Raw genomic sequence first — 23,418 nt, forward strand, 5'->3', positions numbered from 1 at the left:
ATACCAAAAAAAGGGAGGTCATTGCTCTTTTTATTGCAAACTCCCATAAAATCAAGGTTTAAACAATAAAACAGGTAGTGAAACTTGACACTACCAGAATAAGTAAGGGGGTATACCATATGAAAAAAGCAATAAAAACCATGGTGATCGCAGCAATGCTTACGCTCATCTGCTTTATGACCGCGTTTGCACAGGATCCCAACAATCAGTCTCCCATGAATCTTGGACGCCGCATATCCTCGTCCAGCCAGATCACCTGGAACCAGGAAGGCTCCCAGTGGACCTGTACCCTAAACAGCACAGGAGAGCTTTTGAAAAACCGCTGGCTGGCCGTGTATGAAAAGAACGGCAGATACACCGCGGCTGAATTTTATCATTTTGATGAGAATGGGATCATGCAGACGGGTTGGCTGGATGACCAGGGCCAGACCTTCTATCTCAAGCCGGACGGACGCGTGGTCCAGGGCGAATGTGTGGAAACCATCGATGGGCAGGACTATGTGTTTGGCTATCAGAACTTTGTGCTGAAAAACAGGAACATCACCATTGACGGTAAAAACTATAACACGGATGAGAACGGCCGTGTGATCAGCAACATCGCGGACAAGACCCTGGAGAATCCCTTCCCCTCCGGCCAATCGGACCAGCTCACCTACCTGAACACCTACCGCAGGCAGAAAGGCGTGTCTGATCTGTCCTATGATTCGGATCTGACCGGCGTTGCCAAGGCTGCCTACGATTACGGCAGCGGCATCACTTTGTCAAAGGTGTACTCCCTGGCATCCGCCACCGGACATAACATCCGCCACGTTGCGTTTATCCGCGCCACGGCCACCGACAGGGAAAGCTATGTATATCTCACGGAGGATGCAGTTGCCGCTGTCCAGAACACCTGGTTTACACGGGTTGGATATTACAAAAGCAGCGGCACCATCATGATCATTATGGCCGCCTATGATCAGGAGGAAGCATCCATGCTCTCTGCGGATGAAGCCCAGGGCAGGTGGATCAATGACAACGGACACTATAAATACAGAAAAACAGACGGCTCCTATGCCGCCAATTGCTGGGTGAAAAATCCAGGCGATGGTAAATGGTATCATTTTGACGAAAACAGCTGTATGCAGACAGGATGGTTCCAGGACAGTGATGGAAAGTGGTACTATCTCAGCACGGACACCGGAGAAATGCTGACAAACACCACGGTAGACGGATATGTCATCGGAGGGGACGGGGTTATGGTGAGCGGTTCCTGAGTTTCAACAGCTGGAGCAAATTAGGGCGGGGCGGGATTCTAAAAAATCCCGCCCCGTGCTGCTTCGTCCGCACAATTGGCCAGCGCTCTCATATAGCCGTAGGCGTATCCCTGAGGGATCCTTCTTATGGGTCCGTCTACCATAATGGGGTGATGGTCCGGATTGATAAAACCCTGGTAGTCGTATTGCCTGAGAAGCTCAAAAAAAGGATACATATCAAAAAATCCATTGTCTAAAAATGTCTCGTCAAAATGGGGCAGCGGACCGGTTATGTTCCTCACATGAACGGTGGCTATCTTGCTATGCTCCAGCGCCCACCTGGCGTCTTCCATTATATCGCCGAATCTCTCCCCTCCTTCCAGCCAGCACCCGCAGCAAAAGGTCATGACCAGGGAATCGCTGTCAGCGATCCGGAACGCCTTTTTATAATCTTCAAAGCTGCGGATCAGATTGGGAACTCCTCCCACGGTTTCAACACAGGGCGGGTCGCTTGGGTGCAGGGAGATCCGGATGCCCAATTTACTGGCAGTGGGAAGGACACGCTCCATAAAGACTGCAAAGTTTTCCCACAATTCCTCCCTGGTATATCCTCTGGCCGCCGCCCTCTGGTATTCCTGTTCCAGCAGGAGATTTTCTTCCTCCTGCCCTTTGCGTATATAGGCAGACCTGGCCAGGGGCGCGGTCTTGCTGTCCAGAATGGTCTGCAGGTCCACGGTTCTGGTCACCGCCCCCCTGGTATAGGAGGTCAGGTTGGAGGAGTATACAAAAAACGGCATCATATTCAGCTCAATCATATTCAGCCCCAGACTTGCCATGATCTCCAAAAATTCCAGATATGCTTCCAATTCCCTTTCTCTGTTCTCAGTCCCCAGGGCAATGGCCGAATTAAAGGTAAAACGGTTGCTGTGAACATATGTAAATTTAATTCCTCCTGCCTCAATCTGCTCCTTGATCCTTTTCAGGGACTGATGGTCGTGCTGGTCACGGGGCAATGCAAGATACGCGTTCGGAATACCCAGCTGCCGGAGAAACAGGATATCCTCCTCCTTAAAATCCTCTGGCAGCCGCGCGATAAACTGATAATTCCAAGCCATAAAACATGGTCCTCCTACTAAGTTCATTTTTCTCCACAGGCAAAGTCCATCATTTGGATCATCCCCTGTATGTATCCGATCTCGTGTGACCGGGCGCGGTGGCCGTAGTCCGAGTCATAATCCATTTTCAACACATGGTCCTCCATAATGATCCCCTCATACCCCACCTTCCCCAACTCATACAGGATCTCCGCGGGATCATAGTTTCCCTCTCCCAGAAAACACTCCTGAAAGCAGGGCAATGTACCTTGCACATCCCGGAAATGCACGCTAAGTATCTTTTTTCTTACCCCCAGATAACGGATCATCTCCAGAGCACAATCCCTTCCCCCTTTTTCGGAACAGCAGCCAAGGCACAGGTTGACGCCCCATGCCGGACTGTTCCCGATCTCCATGGCCCTCTTATAATCTTCAAGGGAAGTCACCATACGCTGGATCCCCCCGAACCTTCTCAGGGGAGGATCATCCGGATGCAGGGCCAGCATGACCCCTGCCTTCTCTGCTGTGGGAAGGACTGCATCCATAAAATACCTGTAATTGTCAAACAGGTCATCAGCCGTCATTCCATCCACTGCCTCAAACACATCATAATCCAGAAGATGGCGTTTGCGGGCCATCTTCTCCCGGAACGCATTGTCCCCGGGCCGGAGCTGTCTTTCATCAAAGGCAGTGGCCCTTGCCCCGCCGCGGCCCGGCGCCTGTGTGGTGGTCCGCCACACAAAGGTAGGGGAAAAATGATGTCCCAGCATGGGGATCCCCAGTTTTCCCATGTTCCGTATGGTTTGGCAATAGTTCTCAATCTGCTCATCCCTCCCGGGAAGACCCAGGATCACCTTGTCATAAAATATAAGAGGAACATTTTCAATGGCTGTCCACTTAAGGCCGTAGCTCTCAATCCGCTCCTTAAGGTCCTTAAGAGCTTCAAAAGTCCAGATCTTTTCCCCGGGCAGAGCCGGTGTATTCATCTGGATCTCCGATATTCCCAGCTGAAGGGCAAACTTTGCCATCTCCTCATCAAACGTCTGGAACTGGCCCAGCACGACTCTCATTTTGCTATGCATATATCATACCTCCTGAAAATTACTTGTAGCCGCCCAGCATTAAATCAGGTAATCCCAGGGTAAGCACCGGAAAAAGATTTACCAACACAAGCACCAGGAGTAATGCCACATAGTAGGGTAATACGGCTTTAAAAGCTCTCTCAAAACTGATCTCTCCGATTTTCGATGTAATGAAAAGGACGACTGCCATGGGCGGGGTCAAGACCCCTATCATCAGATTCAGCACAAAGATAACCCCAAACTGCACCGGATTAAGCCCTATGGAGAGGGCAATGGGGAACAGGATGGGAGCTGCAATGGTAATGGCGGCAACAGACTCCATAAACGTCCCCAGAAACAGCAGGAACAGGTTGATCAGCAGCAGGATCAGCCAGGGATTGGTGGTCAGTGAAAACAGCCCTTTGGACACGATCTCAGCAACCTGCTGGTCCCCCAAGGCCCAGGCAAACACCTTTCCCGAGGAAACCAGCATCAGCACCAGGCCAATGCTGTTTATGGCCTGTGCCATGATGCCGTACAGATCTTTAAACTTAATGGTCTTGTAGATAAACATACTGATAAAAAGCGCATATACAAGGGCCACTGCCCCGGCCTCAGTGGGCGTGACATTTCCATTCTGGATGCAGAAGATCAGGATGACCGGAGTCATCAGTGCCCAGAAGCCTTTGCGGAACGCATGGCATATTTCCCTGACCGTGGCCCGCTTCCTCACCGGGTAATTGCGTTTGCGCGCAACCGCGTAGACCGTGATGCACATAAACAGCATCATCAATACTCCTACCACAATACCGCCCAGGAACAAGGCGCCGATGGATACTCCTGCCATAATCCCCACATACACCATTGGATTGGACGGCGGGAAAATGGGACCAATCACAGAGGATGCCGCCGTGATGCCCACGGCAAAATCCCGGTCAAAGCCCTTCTCTGTCATTGCCTTGATCTCAATATTCCCCAGACCGGCAGCATCCGCATTGGCAGAGCCGGACATGCCTGCAAAGATCAGGCTTGCAACCACATTCACATGTCCCAGTCCTCCCTTGATATGGCCCACCAGGCAATCTGCAAACTCAAATATCTCATCCGTAACACCTGCCTTATTCATCACACAGCCCACCACGATAAAAAACGGGGAGCACATCACGCTGTAGCTTGCAAGACCTGAGACCATTCCCTGGGGGATAAAGGACATGGGCATTCGGTGGGATAAGAGGATATACACCAGGCTGGTGAGCAGCATGGAATAGGATACCGGCACTCTTAGAGCGATCAGGACCAGAAAAAACAACAGTAAAAACGCTAACAGATCACCTGCCATACCCTTAATCCCCCTTATGTAATAAATCAATCCCCTGCCCGTCTTCCTCCGGCCAGCAGACTATCTTATAAATGTTATAGACCAGCGGCGCCGCCATCAAAGGCGAGCAGATCGGAAACCCTATATAGGATATTCCGTTGGGCCACCCCAACGCTGGTGTGACCACCTTCATCTGGCGCATGGCCAGCCCAAAGCTGTAATAACAGATGGCGCCGATAAGCAGCAGAAGCACCGCCTGGATCAGACAGAATATGACCCTGCGCACAGTCTTTGGCAGTTTTCCATAGATATACTCGATCTGCACGTGATTACCCCGGTAGAGCGTGTAGGTGGCACAGAAAAAACCAAACCAGGGCAGGATGATGATGGCAAGCTCCTCCAGCTGGGCAAAGGATTTTCCAAACAGGTTGCGAACCAGGATCTGAAAAAGCACAATTCCAAGCATCACAACAAAAAGAAGGATCGAGATATCCAAAACCAGTTTTTCAATCTTTTTTAATGTCCCCATATGAAACACCTCCCGGATGACTCTGAGGATCAGGACGCATCCTCTTGCAATTATCTAAGTGACTGAATGACATCCCATATAGACATATCCCACTCATCTTTATACTTTTCCAGGATCACCGGAGTTACCACATCCTTGATGCTCTGGGTATCGATCTCACTGTTCTCAATGACAGTCATTCCATTGTCACGCCATTTTTGAAGAATTGCCTCGTCACCATTGGATTCCAGCTCATTAAAGCGGTCAAATCCCACCTTGATGCCCTGCTGGATGATCTCCTGGTGCGCCGGTGAAAGGGAACTCCACCATTTCTCATTCACATGGGCTGCGCGGAACGAATAGGTGTGATCTGTCAGCATGGCGTAGTCACAGACCTCATAAATCGCGATGGAATCCAGTGTGGATATGGGGGATTCACACGCCTGGGCCGTGCCTGTCTGCAAAACCTGATATAACTCTCCCATAGAAGATGTCATGGGGCTCACCCCAAGGGCTTCAAAGGATGCCACACTGGCCGCAATAGAGGGAAGGCGCATCTTTAACCCCTTGTAATCCTCAGCCTTTATCAATGGACGGTTGGCCGCAACCACACGGGGTCCCCGCATGGCAAGGTGGTCAAAGAGAATGCGGCACCCATATTTTTCCAGCATCTTTTCATTGCACTGGTCCGCAACGGTCTTCCAGAACTCCTCACACTGCTCCTTGGAATCAAAAGCAAATGGGATCTGGGTAAATCCCGCGATCTCGGGGGCAGCGGCAGATACCATAAGGTCCCCCATGATAACCATGTCCAATGTGCCCTCGGACAATGCAATACTCCCGTCTGAATCAGCGGTGTACAGCTGTCCCTGAAGGTAACGCTCAATCTTAATAGCCCCTCCGGACAGACGCTCGATCTCATCACACATCAGATTGTGGGCCTCATCCGTGGCTGCCTGGGAGGAAATAAATCCAACCTTAAAGGTTATGGGTTCCAGTTCAGGCCCCGGCGCTTCTGATGCTTCCGGTTGATCTGATGCCTGGGAAGCCTGGGTGGTTGCAAGAGCAGAAGTCGGTGCGGACGTGGTGCTCTCAGGTGCGGAAAGCTGGCTGCATCCGCATATCATAGAAATGGAAAGTACACAGGTTAACAGGACTTTAAATTTTTTCATCTTACTCTCTCCTTTTATTTTATTTACAATTTTATAAAAGCAAATATGATGCCAAATGGAAAAGGCAGGTAAAGTACCGTTTACTGCACTTTATCCGCCTTTCTACATTGATAGCTTCTCATTTATGAGAATTTTATTTTATAATTGAGAATATGTCTCATCTATGATACGCTTTCCCATGATCAATTCCATCTGTTTCCCAGGAAATCACAAGCCATACTTCTTTATCCTGCGGTAAATAGTGGCCCGGCTGATTCCCATCTGGCTTGCCGCCTTTGCAGGATTTCCTCCGGCTTTATGCAGCTCTTCCTGGAGATAGCGCAGTTCAGCCTCCTCCAGGGGATTTCTTTTGCCCTCCATCACAGGAGGAATACTATGCTGTCCACTGTTTCTTTGCAGCAGGGCGTCTTCAATCTGCTGACCCATAATAATATTTTCAGACGCAACCACACAGACGCGCTCGCAGATATTGCGCAGTTCCCTTACATTTCCGCTCCACTCTGCCTGCTGCAGGCTGGCATAGGCAGACGGATCCACACTCATCTGTCTCTGATTTGTTTTCATGTATTCCCTGAAAAAGCTTTCTGCCAGAAGGGGAATATCTTCCTTTCTCTCACAAAGCTTTGGCAGCCTCAGGTGCAGTACATCCAGACGGTAATACAGATCCTCCCGGAATTTGCCCTGGGCGATCATCTCCTCCAGGTTTTTATTAGTTGCACATATGATCCTTACATCTACCGGAGTCACCTTGTCATCCCCCACACGTATGATCTCCCGCTCCTGCAGCACACGCAGCAGCTTTCCCTGTACCCTGAGAGGGATCTCAGATATCTCATCAAGGAAGATGGTACCCCCATGGGCCAGTTCAAAAAAACCGGCTTTCCCGTTTTTATTTGCCCCGGTAAAGGCCCCGCCTACATAGCCGAATAGTTCAGCCTCCAGCAGGCTTTCGGTCAGGGCTGCGCAATTCACAGCCACAAAAGGTCCCTGGCTGCACAGGCTTTCCTGGTGGATACTCTGGGCAAACACCTCCTTCCCCGTTCCTGTGGCTCCGCAGATCAGGATATTGGCCCTGGTTTTTGCGTATTCCCTGGCCCGTTTTATCACATCGCACATGGCAGGGCTTGTCCCCACAATATCGTCAAATGAGCGTTTTGCCACATGCCCGTGGGCATAGATCTGATTGCGGATCCGTCCTTCCAGCTGCTGGATGTGAGTCACATCCTGGATCATGATCATGCTTCCGTCAAATCTGCCCCCTGACTTCATCGGCACAATATTGACCGCGAAAAAGCGGTTTCCGCAGGAAATAATACTGTCCGTCTCGCTCTTTTTTGACTGCAGGCGCCCGATGATCCCGCTTTGTTCCAGCACCTTAAGCATCAGCTCTTCCACTTTGTCAGATGGAGGAATGTCCCCCAGCAGGATCTTGACCGCTGCATTGTTATAGGCACGAAAATGCAACTCCTTGTCAAGGGAGATGATCCCCTCAAAGGAATGATCCAGAATATTCTTATAGAACTCCGTTTTCAGCCTTTGCCGGCTATAGACCACCGCGCTGTGCTGAGCCTCCACAATGGCGTGCCATGCCTCCTCAAAACTGATATCCTGGAAGATCACGTTCAACCCTTTTCTTTTTCCATAAGAATATCCATAGTTGCCGCAGATAAAGGTATCACATCCATCCTCTGCCGCCTGGTCCATTGCCGCCTCCACCGCAGGCTTAATCTCCTCCGGATCATTGGGGATCGCAACATTGTAGATACTTAACTGTGCACCTCCTATCTTCTTAATGTCCGACAGATTAAACATGATAAAATTGTGGCCGATCAGACCGATCTTCCTTGAATGGAACATGCTGACCGCCCGCTTGACATCCCGTTCCAGGGAGTTAAAGCCAATATGGACCTGAACCACTGGTATCTCCACAATCTTTCGCAGCATGACCCCGGCGCTTCCCCTGGTTATCAGCACATCCGCGTCCATGGGCACATGAAAGTTCTGGAAATTTACATAATCCGGCCTGGCAATCGTCTCCAGGGAAAACGTATACTCCTCATAAGTCCTGGGATTATTGGTTTGATAAACTTTCAATACCTCCTGAAAAATAGAATCCCAGCCCGGAGTAGGCGCGATCAGCACGATCTTCAATTTTATCTTATCCTTTAACATATCTGCCCCCATTTTACCCCTTGATAAAATAATTGTAGCAGATTGTTATCATCATATCTAGTGTGGGGGATTATCTCCCAGAAGCCACTCGCTCCAGGCCATCATGCACGCACCCACTCCGTGCTGGTTGTCCTCCACCACCGGTTCACTCAGATAATATTTCACGCTGCCATCCCTGTCCCTTCGGTTATAGGGCCCCGGTCCCAGGCCCGCGCTTTCGCAGATGCCTCCCAGTGTCCAGGTCCCATTCCTGTTCCGAAGCCAAGTGTCCCCAATACCCTTAAGGATCTGCGCACCTGCTTCAAAGCTGCCGGACCGCAGCATTCCCAGGCGTTCCCCTTTCATACAGGCATATGCCGCCATAGCACTGCCGGATGTCTCCGGATAATTCCCCTTCTCCCCGGGCAGGTCCACCAGTTGGTAAAACATCCTTGTCCCTGGATCCTGGAATTTCATCAAGTGATCCAGCGCTTCCTGGAGCAGCTCAGCCAGACGTTCTTCCTGTTTTTGTTCCACCAGCTCATAACAGTCCGCCAGGCTCATGAGATACCATCCCATTGCCCGCAGCCATACATTGGGAGACAGGCCGGTTTCCGGGTCGGCCCACTCTCTCCTTCGTTCCTCATCCCATGCATGGACATAAAGCCCTTTTTCCGGTACAAACAGTATTCTTCTCACATTCTCATACTGGGACATTGCGTCTTCTGAATTAACGGGATCCTGAAGATAAACCGGCATGGCCATATAAAGTCCGTCCAGCCACACCTGGTTGGGGTAAATATCCTTGTGCCAGAAATTGCCGTTTCTGGTCCTGGGATATTCCTTAAACAACTCCATCTTCTTCAAAAATCGCTGGTGAAACCTATCCTCCCCAGTCAGTCGTTCAAAGACCATATCCGTCCTGGCTCCGCTGATCATGTCCAGATTATAGGGGCAGGGCGCATCATCCGGGAGCATCCTGCCCTCTGTTATTTTAAAAATAACGTCCCGGTAAAAGGAATCCCCTGTGACACAAAACAGGTCATAACACCCCTTAACTATGAGATCATCCTTATAATCCCAACGACTCCATGGTCCGCCCCCGGAAATACCTCGCTTTAAATACTGCCTGAAGTATGTCTCAAATCCTGTGGCCGTCTCTTTCATCGCAACCTCCGTTCTTTTGTATTGTACTCATTAACAAAAGGATGCAGTTGCAGGCAAGGAATATCCTTCTACCTGCAAATGCACCCTTATCCAGCTACTACTCTTCTGTCTCCCTGCTGCACATCTGAAGCCTGTGCTGATATTTCTCCCTGGTAGCCAGACCTCCCCGGATATGGCGCTCGGACTTATTTACGTCCAGTACAATCCTTGCCTGGGCAGCCAGGGTGGGATTGATGTGTTCCAGCCGATCGGTTACATCCTTATGTACTGTGGATTTGCTTATCCCAAATTTCTTCGCCGTCTGCCTTACCGTGGCATTGTGGTCTATGATGTAATTGGCGATGGCTACCGCACGTTCTTCAATATACTCCTTCAAAATGAGTCTCCTGAGGATTTTTTTATATCTTATGCGGGAGATGGTAGGAATAGCACACCCTGTACGGATTATTCTGTGATAAATATTGTAATTGTTCAGGACGGCTCATCTTCCTGAACTGTTACAATATATTAAAAAGCCTTGTAAAACATATGGGACAACAAAAATCCTTTCCGCCTGAGCCATTCCACATCCAAACGGAAAGGCAGTCCGGGCAGGTCGGGGATATGAAACCTTCCATCCCTGTTCTCAATGGTAACTTCCATGCAGTCCAGAACCGGCTGGTTACATACCTCCAGAAACTCCTCCATGGTATCCTCCCCTGCAGTGGCCATGAGAGGACAGGCAAACAGAGGAAGGCCGCCGGAGGAAAAATCCAGTCCGTTATCTGCCGCCATATCCCTTACCATCATCCATTCCTTTACCCCGGAAAAAGTGGAAGGCGTGGGCTGGAAGTGCCTGACGCCCGCTTCCAAATAAGGCTTAAACAGGTAGTGGTTTCTCACAGATTCCCCCGCTGCCACGATTATGGGAAGATCCCGGGCCAACTCACAGTAACCTGCAAAATCATATGCGTGGACAGGCTCCTCAAACCATGCAATGTTATAAGCCTCCACCCTGTCTGCAAACCGCCTGGCACCCTCCGGCGAAAACACATGGTTTCCGTCAATCGCCAAGGACACATCCGGACCAATGGTTGCCCGGACCAGTTTCACCCGCTCCACGTCATAATCCAAACGGGTCCCAAATTCTGTTCCCACTTTCATCTTAACAGTGCGGTAGCCGCATTCCAAAAAATGCTCCATCTCTGCTGCCAGGGCCCTGCCGCTCAGATGAGTGCTTCCCCCGCTGCCATACACGGCCACGCTGTCCCTTACAGCCCCCAGGAAACGGTGGAAGGGCATCCGGACCCGTTTTGCCAGAATGTCGATTAGTATATACTCCAGTCTTCCCACTTCCGCCGCTGTTTCTCCATCAAACCCGGAGTTCCTGCACGCCCAATAGACCTTGTGCATCCACTCCCTGAAAGTCTTTTTCTCTCCTGTAAGAATCAGGGGAAGTATAGTAAGCTCCATAATGCCGGAGCAGGGACATACGCCTATGATTCCGTCCTCTGTGTACAATTCCAGATACTTGTTTACCTTGGAATGGGTAAACGGCCCTCCTGTGGCGTCATAAAAATGCTCCTTTTGGGGAACCGGCGCTATATTTATGACGGCTGCTCCTGTAAAACACAGTATTTCATCTTGGTATTCCATGGATCATTTCCCCCTCCATCCATTCACTAATGATTAAAAATCCCTCTTCAAACACGCCCTGTCCATGCTCTGCAAACAGTCCCACCATGGTTCCCGTATATGACCGTTCCATCATGGCCTCCGTGCATAAACCAGCAATCGCTCCCCGGCCCAGCTCTGTCCAGTCCCTGCTGTTTAAGCTGTAGTCAAAATAATATCCTTCTCTGTCTGCCCGTATCCTGAGCCACAGCTTTTCCCTCTCCCGGTCCAGCCGGATCTCACCGGTGACAGCGCCCAGGTCATGTATGTGCTTATACAGGGTGAGCCTGCATCCTGTTTCATCTTTCACAACCGCCATATCGTAGTGGTTATAGCTGCTGTAATAGGCTGTCATCCCAAATCTCCCCTGCCCGCAGTCTTTTAGGTCCACACAGGAGCGCGCATCTATCACAAACTCCCTCTGTTCCCTGAGAATGCAGGCAGGGCTTCCCGTAGCGTTGTCAAGCCCGGTATCATTTCCCCTGAGCACAAGACGCCCGCCCCCGATTTCATAGCAGTGTGGGTGAGGATTGCGTATGTACCATAGATCCCCGGGCATCCTGTCCGCTCTGAAATCCAATTCCCATTGCTCCCGGACAATTTCCTCTGACTCTGTTTCCTCTGATTTTGTTTCCTCCGCTTTTGTTTCCTCCGCTTTTGTTTCCTCCGCTTTTGCAGTCCCGGTTCCGTCCCCTTCAGGTTCGGCCGCACACATTTCATCCCTCTCTGTTCCGGGCGGTCCATCCATCATTCGTTCCGTTTTGCTGTCCATCATTAGTTCCACGCGTCCGTCCTTTCCCATAACAGGCCATCCGTCCCTCCACACCACAGGGACCAGAAATGTCTCCCGGCCCAGGTTATGAAGCAGGTAATCCCCAAACATCCGGATTCCCAGACACACAGCCCACCAGTTTCCGTACTGGTCCTGAACCAGGTCCCCGTGTCCTACGGCCTGGACCACCCTCCAGTTCTCCTCCTGATGGGATAACAGCGGATTGTGGGGACAGGGCTCATATCCTGATATCAGGTTCCTGGACCTTTGTATCACTGCCCTGTGGCTGTACTGCGTGCCGCCCTCCGCGGTCAGCAGATAATACCATCCATCCCTTTTATAAATGTGGGGACCTTCCGCGCATTTTCCACCACAGCCTTTACTGATCACATATTTATCCGATAGGATCTCACCGGTCAGGGGATCCAGCACAAATGCAATAATCCCCCGTTTTCCTTCCAGACTCCCCTTCCCGCAGTACCAGCAGGTCCCGTCCTCATCCCAGAACAGGGACGGATCGATGCCGTTCTGGTCAATGACCACAGGGTCGGACCATGGCCCGCCAATGGATGGGGAATGCACAATAAAGTTTCCGATCCCGTCCACATCCGTGGTGATCATATAAAACCTGCCCTCATGATGGCGCAGAGTGGGTGCAAAGATTCCCCTGGAGCTGCGCCTCTCCTCCAGCCGTACCTGACTGTCCCTGGTCAGGCAGTGCCCGGCCAAAGACCAGTCCGTCAGATTCCTGCTATGGAACACTGGCACCCCCGGCCAATAGGTAAAGGAGGAGGTAGCCATATAAAAGTCCTCTTCCACCCTGCATATGCTGGGATCCGGGTGAAATCCACGCAGCACCGGATTACGATATCTCATGTTCCTCCCCTGTTCTCCGGGTCCACCTGGCAAAGGAATATTCTCCCCGGTAATTGGAGGAATTATAATGGGGATATTTTTCCGGGATATATTCCCGGTCTTTTATAGCGCATGGACGGTCCTGGGTGTAGATAAACATACGTCCGGCGTCCCATAGCACGATCTCATCCCTGGCATCACCGGTCATGTTGATCACCTCTGCGCACAGATCCGGATGGCCATCGTCCGGGAATGTAACCACCACGTCACCATCACCGTCCAGCATACCTCCGTACTTGATATTTCCGTTAAGGAGGATCAATTCCGTCCCGTCCCCCTGCCAGTTCACAGGCGCTATAATATTACCATTGGATCCCGGCTCCATATGCCACAGCTCATTTCCCTTACAGTCATGGAGATAGATGATACCCTGGTACTCCCAGTAGGTTGTGGTGCAGATCTCAAGTCCTCTCCTATCCGGGCAGTAATTGGCCGCGCTGATCCGCTGTCCGTGCCCGTTCAGGTCCCGGTGTCTGATATTTCCCTGCTTATCCACAATCATAAAGCCTTCCCAGCCGGAAACCATTGCGATCATCTCATCCTCGTCCGGGTCAAATTTTCCCACAATGATCTCGTCCGTGTGGTCAATCTCAATGGGAAGTGTCCAGATCAGGTTCCCGTCACTGCCTATCATATTATAGCAGCTGAAAATTTCATCCTTTCCATCCCCGTTAAAATCATAACCATATGGGAAGTGTCCTGTATTTTTGTAATTAAATTTCCACAAAAGCTCCAGATTGCTGTTATACACCCAGAGGCGCGAATACCGGTCCTTAATCAGGATGTCTGATGGGCGCTCATTGCCTGACACATTTACGATCCTGACAGCATCCACGTTAAGCCGGTCAAATCCGTGCTTTTGGAATTCGATTCCCAGAAGCTGGTCCCCGGGTATCTCATTCATTGGGGTGTGGATCCATTTTCTTACCTCTCCCGTACGGCCGTCCAGCACCATCAGTTTAAAGTCCCTGGCCATGATCACCTCATCATACCCATCCCCGTCAATATCATAGACCTGGAATGGAAGATCGGCTGTGACATTCTGGTTCTCCTTCAGGCCGGAGGGCTCGCCCACCTGCCAGAGGATCTCCCCTGTATCCATATTCACCGCAGTCAGGCAGCTGATATTGGAATAGCGATCCTTATGGACACGTTTCTGGTGCTGGGCCATAACAAAGTACCAGTCATCTCCCCCCATCAGGTGTCCGAAACGTATCTGCCTTGCTGCCCCATAATTCTTCAGGTCGATCACCTTATGAAGCTTTGGCTGCGCATATCTGCTCCGCTTTTCTGCCACCCGCAGTTCTTTTTCCCGTTTTTCCTTAAGAAAGGTTTCGTAGGATTCCTCACTTGTCCGGACCAGGACATCGGTGAACTGGGCCGGCATATAGCTGGAAATCGCAATCTTTCCATAGGCGTAGTCTGAATCCTCCATTGTGAGCACGGTCTCCCCGTTGATCCTGCCTGTGAAATGACTTCCTCTGCACTCTACTTCCAAAAGGTAATGTTCGTCAGACGTAAATGCGTACTCTGCCTCGGCTATCAGGTATCTGTTTTTTTTATGAATCTTCCAGAACTGTACTTTCTGGTCATTGAGATAGAATGCATAATTCATCAGGGATGTCTGGTATCTGAATACCAGCCCGGCTTCCTCCGTGGTACACAAAGGCCGCACCTTGACCTGTGCCGTGTAATCCCTCCATTCCACCTCTCCGGCAACCAGAAGAGGGCTGACATTCTTTGTCAGGGGATTACGCACCCTCATCTGTTCCATATACCTGTCCCCGTCCATTTCCGTGATCAGCCAGCTAGGTCCCCGGTAATTGGCATTTACGATCGGATCATACCACTGGCCCGTGTAGCCCTGAACCGGATAATAATGATATTCTCCCATGGCCGTATGGGCATGGTCGTAGGGAAATGAGCCGATTGGAAATGATGTAAAATCATCCTGTAATAATATGCAATCCATTGATGCATCCTCCTTTATATTGCCGGGGCGTGTCCCGTATGCCTCAGACCCCCCTCCGGCAACCTTTCATGTAAAAGGCGCAGCCAGTCCAGCTGCCTGCGCCTTGTGTCTTACTGTCCTGATTTGTAAGCGGCCTGCTCTTTTGTGAGGAAATCCGCCCACTTATCCAGGCAATCCTGAGAGGTCATCTCACCCAGCATAACGGCCTGGAAGTCAGTTGTCATATCTCCGTTGATAAAGGAGAAGTATGAGGTCAGCCAATACGGATTCTGGATCTGTACAAAATTCTCATCCTGCACGATCTCCATACAGGTCTGCATTGTGTGGTCTGCCTTAAACCAGTCTGTCTCGTAGCAGTCCGTGTTGGTGGGGACCTTAGCCATAAGCTCATCCATATGGTTCATGATATCTGCTGAACACAGATATTTGATCAGGTACATTGCGCCGCTGTAATCAGCGCCCTCGCCTTTGTCGCACACGGAGAAGATGTTGGGCTGCATGGCGGATGTAAAGTACCTGCCCTTGTCATTGGTCAAGGCTTTGGTGATCCCATAGTTTCCATCGCCCAGATTAGCCTTGTGGCTCTTCTCGGAGGATGAGTTGTGCATGATGTACAGGGCTGTGCCTGCGCCAAACTCAGCCACCATCTCATTAAATCCATTGTTGACACTATCCCCGGATACCCATCCGTTTTTATAAATGTCTACATATGCATCCATGGCCTCCGCAAACTCAGGCGCATTGATAATGCACTGCCCGTTCTCATCAAAGTAGGAGCCCTCATAACCCAGGCCGTCCGTGTAGGTAAACAGCCATCCAAGAAGGTTATCATAGGGCTTATTGCCCCGAAGGCTGAAAAAGTATGTTCCGCTGTCCTTATCCGCATATTTCTCGCAGTCTGCCAAAAACTCCTTTTGTGTCTGGGGAACCTGGATCCCCTTTTCATTAAATACCCCTGCGTTGTACCAGGAAAGGTCCTGATTGTATCCGTAGGGAACACCGTACAGGTCCTCTCCTCCTGCCAAGTCCTTTAATGTGGAAATAAGGGATGGGACGATCTTTCCCGAGTCCTCCCATGCCTCAAATTCGGTTTGGATGGGGTGTAATGCATCCATCGCAACATAGGTCATCACATTGGAGAAACCAAGGCTTACCACATCCGGCATGGTTCCGGTTGCCACCGCTGTTGCAAATGCGTCCGGGAAGTCCTTGTTGGCAAATCCGGTATACACAAACTCATACTGATCCTGTGACGCGTTCAGCTCATCAAATATCTCCTCAAACATAACGGATGACTGCTCGTCCGATGCGTGATACCAGAACTCGATCGTCTGCTTCTCACCAGCGGCCGCCGCCGTACCTGTCTCTGTTCCCGCTGCTGTTCCCGCTCCACTGTCAGGTGCTGCAGAAGATGAATCCTTTCCAGAACCGCCGCAGCCGGTCAGGCTTCCTGCTGCCACAGAGGCTGCCAGGATCAATGCTAATGTTTTTTTCATAGTATAGTTCCTCCTACTAATTTTTATTGTGATTTCCTCCATGCCCCGGTATTCTGTCCATAAAGCGGACGTTGTGGCCAAAACAGGTCCGGGACTGGAAAGTGACATTCCATTTCGGGCTGACTAACCCTTCACAGCGCCGCTGGTAGCTCCTCCTGCCAGATTCTTTTGTATAATGGAAAATAAAAGCAGCGCAGGGATCAGGGCAACCACGCAGGCTGCGGCAATTCCCCCATAGTTGGTGTTGGCCTCCCCCTGAAAGATGCTGAGTGCCAGGGGAATCGTATATTTTTCTTTTCTGGTGATAAATGCAGTGGCATACACATACACGTTCCATGAGTTAATAAACGCATAGGCTCCGGTGGCCACAATGCTTGGTTTCATGGCCGGAAGCAGGATCCGGAACACTGCCTGGAGAAGGCTACAGCCATCCACCTGGGCCGCTTCCTCCAATGTCCGGGGGATCGCATTGTAGTAACCCATCATCATAAACATACAGTAAGGAAGGTTTGTACAGGAACAGACAATGATCAGAGAGCGCAGGTCATTGATCAGCTTCAGATTGTTCATGCTCTGAAACAGAGGGATCATCAGCACCACTGCCGGAAACATCTGGGTACATAGAAGAAGCACGTATACAAATGACTTTCCCCTGAATTTGTACCTGGACATGGCATATCCTCCAATCAGTGCCATGACGCTGACCAGTGTGGTAACGGAGATGGATACGATAAAGCTGTTAATAAAATATTGTTCAAAGTGAAGCTTTTTGAATAGGTTCACAAAATTGTCAAAGGTGATATTGACAGGCCAGTAGGTGAGGGGTTTTGCAAACACCTCGGTGCTGGTTTTCAGCGCAGTTACCAGGATCCAGTAAAATGGTGCCAGGGTGATCAGCAGAAAGATTGCCAGAGGCACTGCCAGGAAGAAAAACCTGTTGAGTTTTTGTTTTCTTTTTGTTCCCATCAATACATCTCCTCCTTGCCCAGTTTACCGATTTTAATATAGGTGAACGCCACCACCATCATGATACAGCTTGCAATGGCTGCCAGGGCGGACGCATATCCGTAATTATACTCCAGCTTAAACTTCTGCATAATATACAGGGGCATGGTCATGGTCGCGTTATTGGGTCCGCCTCCTGTCAGGGTATTGATCAAATCCACCGCATTAAAGGTCCAGATGGAGCGCAGCAAGGTGGTGATGACAATGGTATCCTTGATCATGGGCAGGGTGATCTTAAACAGGGTCACCATTGTCCTGGCGCCATCAATTCTGGCGGATTCATAGATATCATCGGATATTCCCGCCAGTGCCGACAGGTAGCTGATGGTAAAGAAGGGAATCCCTCTCCACACATTGGCAATAATGACAGCTGTCATAGCCCTGGTGCTGTCTGAGAACCAGGATATATTCTGGTCGATCAGCCCCAGCTTTAACAGCAGGTCATTGAGGACCCCAAAGGTCTCTCCGTAGATCAGGGACCAGATAATGGCCACCATAACGCCTGCCACTGCCCAGGGGGACAGGACCAGGGCCCGGTACAGGCCTCTTCCCTTAAACTTTTGGTTCAGCAGATAAGCCAGCCAAAATCCCAGTATGGTCTGGGCCGCAACGCTGACAGCCACCCATACCACTGAATTCTTAATCGCTTTCATAAATACTTTGTCTTCCGTAAACACGGTCACAAAGTTCTGAAACCCTATAAAATGTCTCTCATCCGGCTTTAGCAGCCTGTATTCCTGAACGCTCATGACAAACACATTGATCATGGGCCAGAGCAGGAACAGTGACACAAAAAGCAATATGGGCGCAAGCAGTATGTAAGGTGTGGCCTGCCTTTTATAATAGAGATATTTCTCCCGTCTTCCTGTCCTCTTCATTCATAACCTCCTTTTCACCTTTCCCTCTGGTCAAGACTCCCGCATCTTCAGATCACGGGCTGCTGCCGTCAGTTCCAGTTCTTAATCCGGCAGATAAATTTCCCTGCTGAGTAAAAGACCGTCCTTTTCCAGCTTCTCTATATTCATGCGAAGGGGATTTCCCACAAAACCATCCTCCCAGTAAAAACGATTTCCTTTTTTGGTGGGCGGATACAATGTGTATGCCCCCACAGGCGCGCTGATGGGTTCGTGGTACTCAATCCGTTCGTCCTCATTATATAAGCATCCGAACAAAAGATTCAGGTACAAGCGTCCGCCGGAAGAAAATGTCTTTCCCTGGGCCCTGCACATATCCCTGATGGCCAACAGGTCATCCATTCTTGTCATCCTGCCCACGGAAGGCTGCAGATGATCCACTCCTTTTTCCAGATAAGTCTCATATGCATAGGAGATACGCATGGATTCCCCAAATGCCAGAGGCTGATTGACGCCCATCTCCTTCAGTGCCCTGATGCCGTTCATATCATGGGCGTGGATGGGTTCCTCAAACCATTCCAGGTCATATGACTCCGCCATCTTTGCAAACCGCACCGCATCCTCCACCCCAAATACCTGGTTCGCATCCACCGCTATTCCGACTTCACTGCCCACAGCTTCCCTGACCTTAGCGATCCGGCGGATGTCCCTCTCCATATCCCTGCCGCAGTCACTGCCCACTTTAAACTTTACTGTCTTATATCCCTCCGACACATATCTGGTCATATCATCCACCAGCTCATCATCGGTCAGGAGCAGGGAACCTCCCCCTTTATAACAGACAGCCCAGTCCTTATCAGCCCCCAGAAAACGGTGCAGGGGTTTTCCATGTCTCTGGGCAAGGATATCCAGCATCATCAGGTCCACCTGCCCCACATCCACTGCCTGGCTGCTCTGAAAACCGGCATTGCGTACCTGCCAGTACAGATCATGCCGCCAATCATTGTAACTTTTTTTTCCACCGCCGAACAGCTTTGGAAGCATGGTCTCCACAAACCCTCTTCCAATGGCCAGATGGTGTGCGCAGCATCCTTCATCATCATATAAATCCAGGAAACCCGTTTCCGGTGCAAACTTTCCCATCCCCCCTGTCCCGTCCTTAAACGGTTTGTAAAGAGGAATTTGTTTCATACTGTAATATACGGCCTTTGTAAAACATATTCTGTCTGCAAATTCAAACATTTTTCTTCCCCGTTTCATATGTTTTTAACTGAAAATCATTATATCAGAGCTTTGTTTTTGTGAGAATTGACATATTATACGATATCCGAGACATTTTTTAATCAATATATCTATTTTCTCATTTAGCCGTTCAATTTATTTCATTTAAAAACAAAACGCTTCATATCATCTCACCGCTGAAATCTATATGCAGATATAGAATAAAAATTTTTATTTATTAATCCCTTAAAAACAGCAAAACAGCCTAAAACAGCGCTGCATCCGCCAGTTGCCTGAGGTCTGCAACGCTGTTTTAGGCCGTACTATGGTCAGATCCCATACTTCTTCATGTATCTCCAAAGGGTGGAGGTGCTGATATTCAGATGCTTTGCCGTAAGCATCCTGTTCCCGTTATATCGCATCAAGGCATCCCGGATATCCTTTATCTTTGCCTCCTCCAGAAAACCTCTGTCTGATGATGTCTGGGGTATCTTTACCTCCTGCTCCGACAGATCGTACAGGGAGTCCAGAAGGTCCTGAACATATTCCCCTGAGATTTTCCTCCTGGTGGCTGTAAGGATCATACGCTCACAAAAGGATTCCAACTGGACGTCATTGTTATCCCACTGGAAACTGAGGATCTTTTCCCTGGCCTCCGGTGTCAGCACATGGTATCTGGTATGACGTTCCAGGTATTTCTTATAATATTCATCCAGCAGGATCTCCAGATCCATTCTGCGCTCCGAGGCTTTGGGAAGTGTGATCCCAAAGGCCTTTAGCAGGTAGTACAGGTCTTTGCGGAACCTTCCCTCATTGACCATTTTTTTCAGATCCTTGGAGGTGCACGCAATGATACGGGTATCCACCCGCTGCACGCTTTCATTTTCAATGTCCAGGAGACCAAACCTTTTTTTGCGGATCGCGCTGAGAAGATATCTCTGCACGGGCAGCTCCAGCTTATCCACAGCGCGTATCACCAGGGTTCCGTCATTTGCCTTAAGTAACGCACCTCTCTGCTTTTTATCAAAGCCGGCTTCCGAGATCCCAAATAAAGCGTGCATCTGGCGCTCCACCGGTATATTGCCCGCGTTCACCACCACAAAGGGACCGTTTTTGCGCAGGCTGTAATTGTGGATTCCCTGGCAGAACTGTTCCAGTTCTTCGTAGGAATATCCTTCCACCAGGATGGGGCTGCTGGACTGGGCGTAGATTTTGGCCAGGGCCACGGCATCCTTAAACCCCGGCCGTTTGAGCAGCATATGGTCCAGATTCTCATGGGCTACAAACCCGGCCAGAAGTTTTTCCTTCATTTTGTCCTCCGACCAGTCCAGCCTCATGGTCCGGTTGCAGGATATGATAGCGCCTGTAATCACCTGCTCTACCACAATAGGCTCCGCGATCACCACCATGGCGTTTTTCTCATTGCTGATAAAGGCGGAATAGGTTTCCTCTTCCCCTGCCAGCACTTTCCCGATCTTTTCCCCGTCCATGAATGGCATGATCTCTGATATGTGCTGGCCGGCAGCTGATTTGACGCTGGTTTTAAGCATTTCCTCCATCACCCGGTTCATGGTCTGGATCTGCCCGTCCGCCCCGATCTTTACAATACCGTTAAAGGAGCTGTCAAGTACTGTGGAGAACTGGGCGTAACTGTGCTTTTCAGACTCAGCCATTTCATACATGGTCTCTGCCTGGTTGATGGCAATTTCAATGGATTCTCCTGTGGTTGAGAGGAACACTGAGGGAAAATCCTTCTGCGTGGCGTAGCGCACACATTTTTCTCCTCCTATGAGCACATCGATTCCCTCCGCAATGCCGTGCTCCACCAATTCATACCAATCATCCTGATTCTCCAGATGATAGGTGGTGATCTTTACCTCGTAGAGCTGCTCAAAATAAGTGGTGTCACAGAGCATTCCCTCCCAGCAGAAGATCCCTATTTTGGGAAACGGTTTGTTTACCATCTTCTTTGCCTTAACGATAAGCAGTCCCAGCTCCTGGGCGGTCATCACCACCTCAACCGTGGGAATGCTGGTATAAAGCTTTACGTCACTGGCCTGATGTCCCCTGGCCACAACAATGTTCGCCCCCAGTTCAATGGCTTTCCTGGTTTCCTCCACCACATTGTCAATGGTGGTGGGCTTGTTGACAATCACATGGTTTTTCCGTTTGCTGAGAATGGCCTCCGCCTGACGGCACATGGTCTCATTGGGTAAAAATACAGCAATCCCTGACACGCTAATACCTCCTGGTTATTTCTTCTTCAGCTTCCCCTCCCATATCCCGGCAAACTCCTCAAACCGGAATTCCTGGGTATGTTTCATATAGCACAGCAGCCCGGCGCCCTTAAAGACAGCCTGCATTTCAAAAACAGCCATGTTTTCGCCCAGCATGTCTGATCTTATGTAAAGGGAGCAAAAATCCAGCCACTCCGCCTTTGTGACACAGGCATCATTGTACTGAGGGAAGCTTCCGGGCCGGGCGGTTTCCCATCCCACCGGCAGTTCATATACCTCATCCCCTGTGCAAAAACAGATCCTGTCGCTGAAAAACACTATCTTTTTCCAGACGCCTGCATCTTCGCACCAATACTCTTTTCCCCAAAGGTCGGAGCCTGCTTCCTTGGCATCCTTGCTTCTGGCATTGGCGGACAGGAAATCCCCGGGGCATTCCCCGGACCAGGTCATGCCGCCAGCCCCGGCATCCTCCGATGATCCCCTGCCCGCGCAGGACCGGCCGCGGTAACCGGCCAAGGTGTCCCCACAGGACAAACCGCCTGGACATGGTCCATCGCTCCCACGGGACGGATTTCCTGAATGTCCCCGGGAGGACAGTGCTGGAAAGATATTCCGGTACAAGCTGTCGTAGATCGCCTGGTTTCCCTCAGGCAGGCTGGTGGTATCCGCGGTGGTGATCACGGCCAGGTCATGATCCGGATAGCACAGGACCAGCTGTCCGCCCTTGCCGTAACAACCGAATCCGTGATGGGTCAGGCGCCAGAACTGGTAGCCGTATCCCTGGCGTTCTTCCTTCACAGCTCCCCTCATCCGGGTGGGAGTCTGAAAGGAGACAGCCTGTTTCATATATCCCTTTGGCAAGAGCTGCTTTCCCCGGAACACTCCCCCTTCCATCAGCAGCCTGGCAAATTTGATCATATCCCCTGTTTTAGCCATAAGGCCGCTGCCCCCCATGGCCTCATTAAACTCATTCCTTATGAAATATGCCTCCTTAGAAAATCCGATCTCGTCCAGGCACTTCTCCCTGAGATACTCCATGATCTCTTTTCCTGACAGCTTTTCCACCAGCGCACAGAGGGTATGGGAGGATGACGTGTCATACATAAAGACCATCCCTGGCTCATGATGGGGCTGTGTATGGAAAAAACTGGGCACCCATGGCTGTCCGGGGTCCCTTTTGTACGTGGTCTTATCATAGCAGGTCTGCATCCTCAGCATATCCCTGATGGTCATCCTGGCCAGCTGAGGAGGAATGATGTCCGGGGCATATTCCGGAAAATACTGCAGGATTGGATCAGACAGCCCGATCCTGCCCTCTTCACACAAAAGCCCCACTGCCACTGATACAAAGCTTTTGCTCACGGAGAACATGCGCTGCAGAGTATGCGGCCCAAAGGGTCCGAAATACCGCTCACCTATAACCTTCCCTCTATAAATAAGGGCCACGCTGTGCAGACAGACCTCCGCCTCCTCCAACTCCCTGATAAACCGTCCCATGATCTTGTCCATGCCAAGCCCTCCCCCATTCCTTATCTTCCGGTCATCCCCATTACATTTCCCTGTCTTCCGGGTATCCCGGTCCGCCCT

General features: G+C 50.4%; 18 protein-coding genes. 1 reads left to right on the forward strand and 17 read right to left on the reverse strand.

Features of this window, described 5'->3' with window-relative positions:
* Nucleotides 1-119 precede the first annotated feature (119 nt).
* Nucleotides 120-1,256 carry a hypothetical protein gene (locus tag ABID13_RS07820; RefSeq protein ID WP_048929048.1) on the forward strand — a complete coding sequence of 379 codons (1,137 nt, stop codon included), beginning with the start codon at nt 120-122 and terminating at the stop codon, nt 1,254-1,256.
* Between the two features lie 38 nt (nt 1,257-1,294).
* Here ABID13_RS07820 and ABID13_RS07825 read toward each other — a convergent pair whose 3' ends face one another.
* From ABID13_RS07825 to ABID13_RS07905, 17 genes are all read right to left on the reverse strand, one after another.
* Nucleotides 1,295-2,350 (reverse strand): mannonate dehydratase, encoded by a 1,056-nt coding sequence (locus tag ABID13_RS07825; protein WP_048929049.1) that lies wholly within the window; start codon nt 2,348-2,350, stop codon nt 1,295-1,297.
* A 23-nt stretch (nt 2,351-2,373) separates the two neighbouring features.
* A complete protein-coding gene (locus ABID13_RS07830) occupies nt 2,374-3,411 on the reverse strand; it encodes a mannonate dehydratase (protein WP_048929050.1) in 1,038 nt (345 codons plus the stop codon).
* Between the two features lie 19 nt (nt 3,412-3,430).
* On the reverse strand, nt 3,431-4,729 hold the full coding sequence (locus tag ABID13_RS07835) for a TRAP transporter large permease (protein WP_007861713.1): 1,299 nt from the start codon (nt 4,727-4,729) through the stop codon (nt 3,431-3,433).
* Between the two features lie 4 nt (nt 4,730-4,733).
* Entirely contained in the window at nt 4,734-5,237 is a 504-nt protein-coding gene (locus tag ABID13_RS07840) for a TRAP transporter small permease (protein ID WP_007861714.1), read from the reverse strand.
* Between the two features lie 50 nt (nt 5,238-5,287).
* Nucleotides 5,288-6,388, reverse strand: coding sequence for a TRAP transporter substrate-binding protein (locus tag ABID13_RS07845; RefSeq protein ID WP_048929051.1), 1,101 nt, complete (start codon nt 6,386-6,388; stop codon nt 5,288-5,290).
* Between the two features lie 207 nt (nt 6,389-6,595).
* Nucleotides 6,596-8,560 carry a sigma 54-interacting transcriptional regulator gene (locus ABID13_RS07850; RefSeq protein WP_007861716.1) on the reverse strand — a complete coding sequence of 655 codons (1,965 nt, stop codon included), beginning with the start codon at nt 8,558-8,560 and terminating at the stop codon, nt 6,596-6,598.
* A gap of 57 nt (nt 8,561-8,617) precedes the next feature.
* Nucleotides 8,618-9,706, reverse strand: coding sequence for a glycoside hydrolase family 88/105 protein (locus ABID13_RS07855; protein ID WP_048929053.1), 1,089 nt, complete (start codon nt 9,704-9,706; stop codon nt 8,618-8,620).
* Between the two features lie 97 nt (nt 9,707-9,803).
* The gene (gene spoIIID, locus ABID13_RS07860) at nt 9,804-10,082 is read right to left on the reverse strand and encodes a sporulation transcriptional regulator SpoIIID (RefSeq protein ID WP_007861720.1); all 279 of its coding nucleotides are present in this window, start codon (nt 10,080-10,082) and stop codon (nt 9,804-9,806) included.
* A gap of 131 nt (nt 10,083-10,213) precedes the next feature.
* A complete protein-coding gene (locus ABID13_RS07865) occupies nt 10,214-11,341 on the reverse strand; it encodes a mandelate racemase/muconate lactonizing enzyme family protein (protein ID WP_007861722.1) in 1,128 nt (375 codons plus the stop codon).
* Complete coding sequence (locus ABID13_RS07870) at nt 11,325-13,007, reverse strand: glycoside hydrolase family 43 protein (protein WP_007861724.1); 1,683 nt, start codon at nt 13,005-13,007, stop codon at nt 11,325-11,327. Before ABID13_RS07870 ends, ABID13_RS07865 begins: the two co-directional genes overlap by 17 nt.
* Complete coding sequence (locus tag ABID13_RS07875) at nt 12,994-15,018, reverse strand: hypothetical protein (RefSeq protein WP_007861726.1); 2,025 nt, start codon at nt 15,016-15,018, stop codon at nt 12,994-12,996. Before ABID13_RS07875 ends, ABID13_RS07870 begins: the two co-directional genes overlap by 14 nt.
* A 110-nt stretch (nt 15,019-15,128) precedes the next feature.
* Nucleotides 15,129-16,514, reverse strand: a complete 1,386-nt coding sequence (locus tag ABID13_RS07880) for an ABC transporter substrate-binding protein (protein WP_007861728.1) — start codon at nt 16,512-16,514, stop codon at nt 15,129-15,131.
* 123 nt (nt 16,515-16,637) lie between these two features.
* Nucleotides 16,638-17,480: a carbohydrate ABC transporter permease gene (locus tag ABID13_RS07885; RefSeq protein ID WP_007861730.1), complete on the reverse strand. Its 843-nt coding sequence runs from the start codon at nt 17,478-17,480 to the stop codon at nt 16,638-16,640.
* On the reverse strand, nt 17,480-18,397 hold the full coding sequence (locus ABID13_RS07890) for a carbohydrate ABC transporter permease (protein WP_007861731.1): 918 nt from the start codon (nt 18,395-18,397) through the stop codon (nt 17,480-17,482). Before ABID13_RS07890 ends, ABID13_RS07885 begins: the two co-directional genes overlap by 1 nt.
* A gap of 81 nt (nt 18,398-18,478) precedes the next feature.
* Nucleotides 18,479-19,615 (reverse strand): enolase C-terminal domain-like protein, encoded by a 1,137-nt coding sequence (locus tag ABID13_RS07895; RefSeq protein WP_048929054.1) that lies wholly within the window; start codon nt 19,613-19,615, stop codon nt 18,479-18,481.
* Nucleotides 19,616-19,923: 308 nt separating this feature from the next.
* Nucleotides 19,924-21,831: a sigma 54-interacting transcriptional regulator gene (locus ABID13_RS07900; RefSeq protein ID WP_007861734.1), complete on the reverse strand. Its 1,908-nt coding sequence runs from the start codon at nt 21,829-21,831 to the stop codon at nt 19,924-19,926.
* 15 nt (nt 21,832-21,846) lie between these two features.
* Entirely contained in the window at nt 21,847-23,340 is a 1,494-nt protein-coding gene (locus ABID13_RS07905) for a serine hydrolase domain-containing protein (protein ID WP_007861736.1), read from the reverse strand.
* Nucleotides 23,341-23,418 lie beyond the last annotated feature (78 nt).

Origin of the sequence: Enterocloster citroniae (assembly GCF_040545455.1) — a bacterium.
Classification (GTDB): Bacteria; Bacillota; Clostridia; order Lachnospirales; family Lachnospiraceae; genus Enterocloster; species Enterocloster citroniae.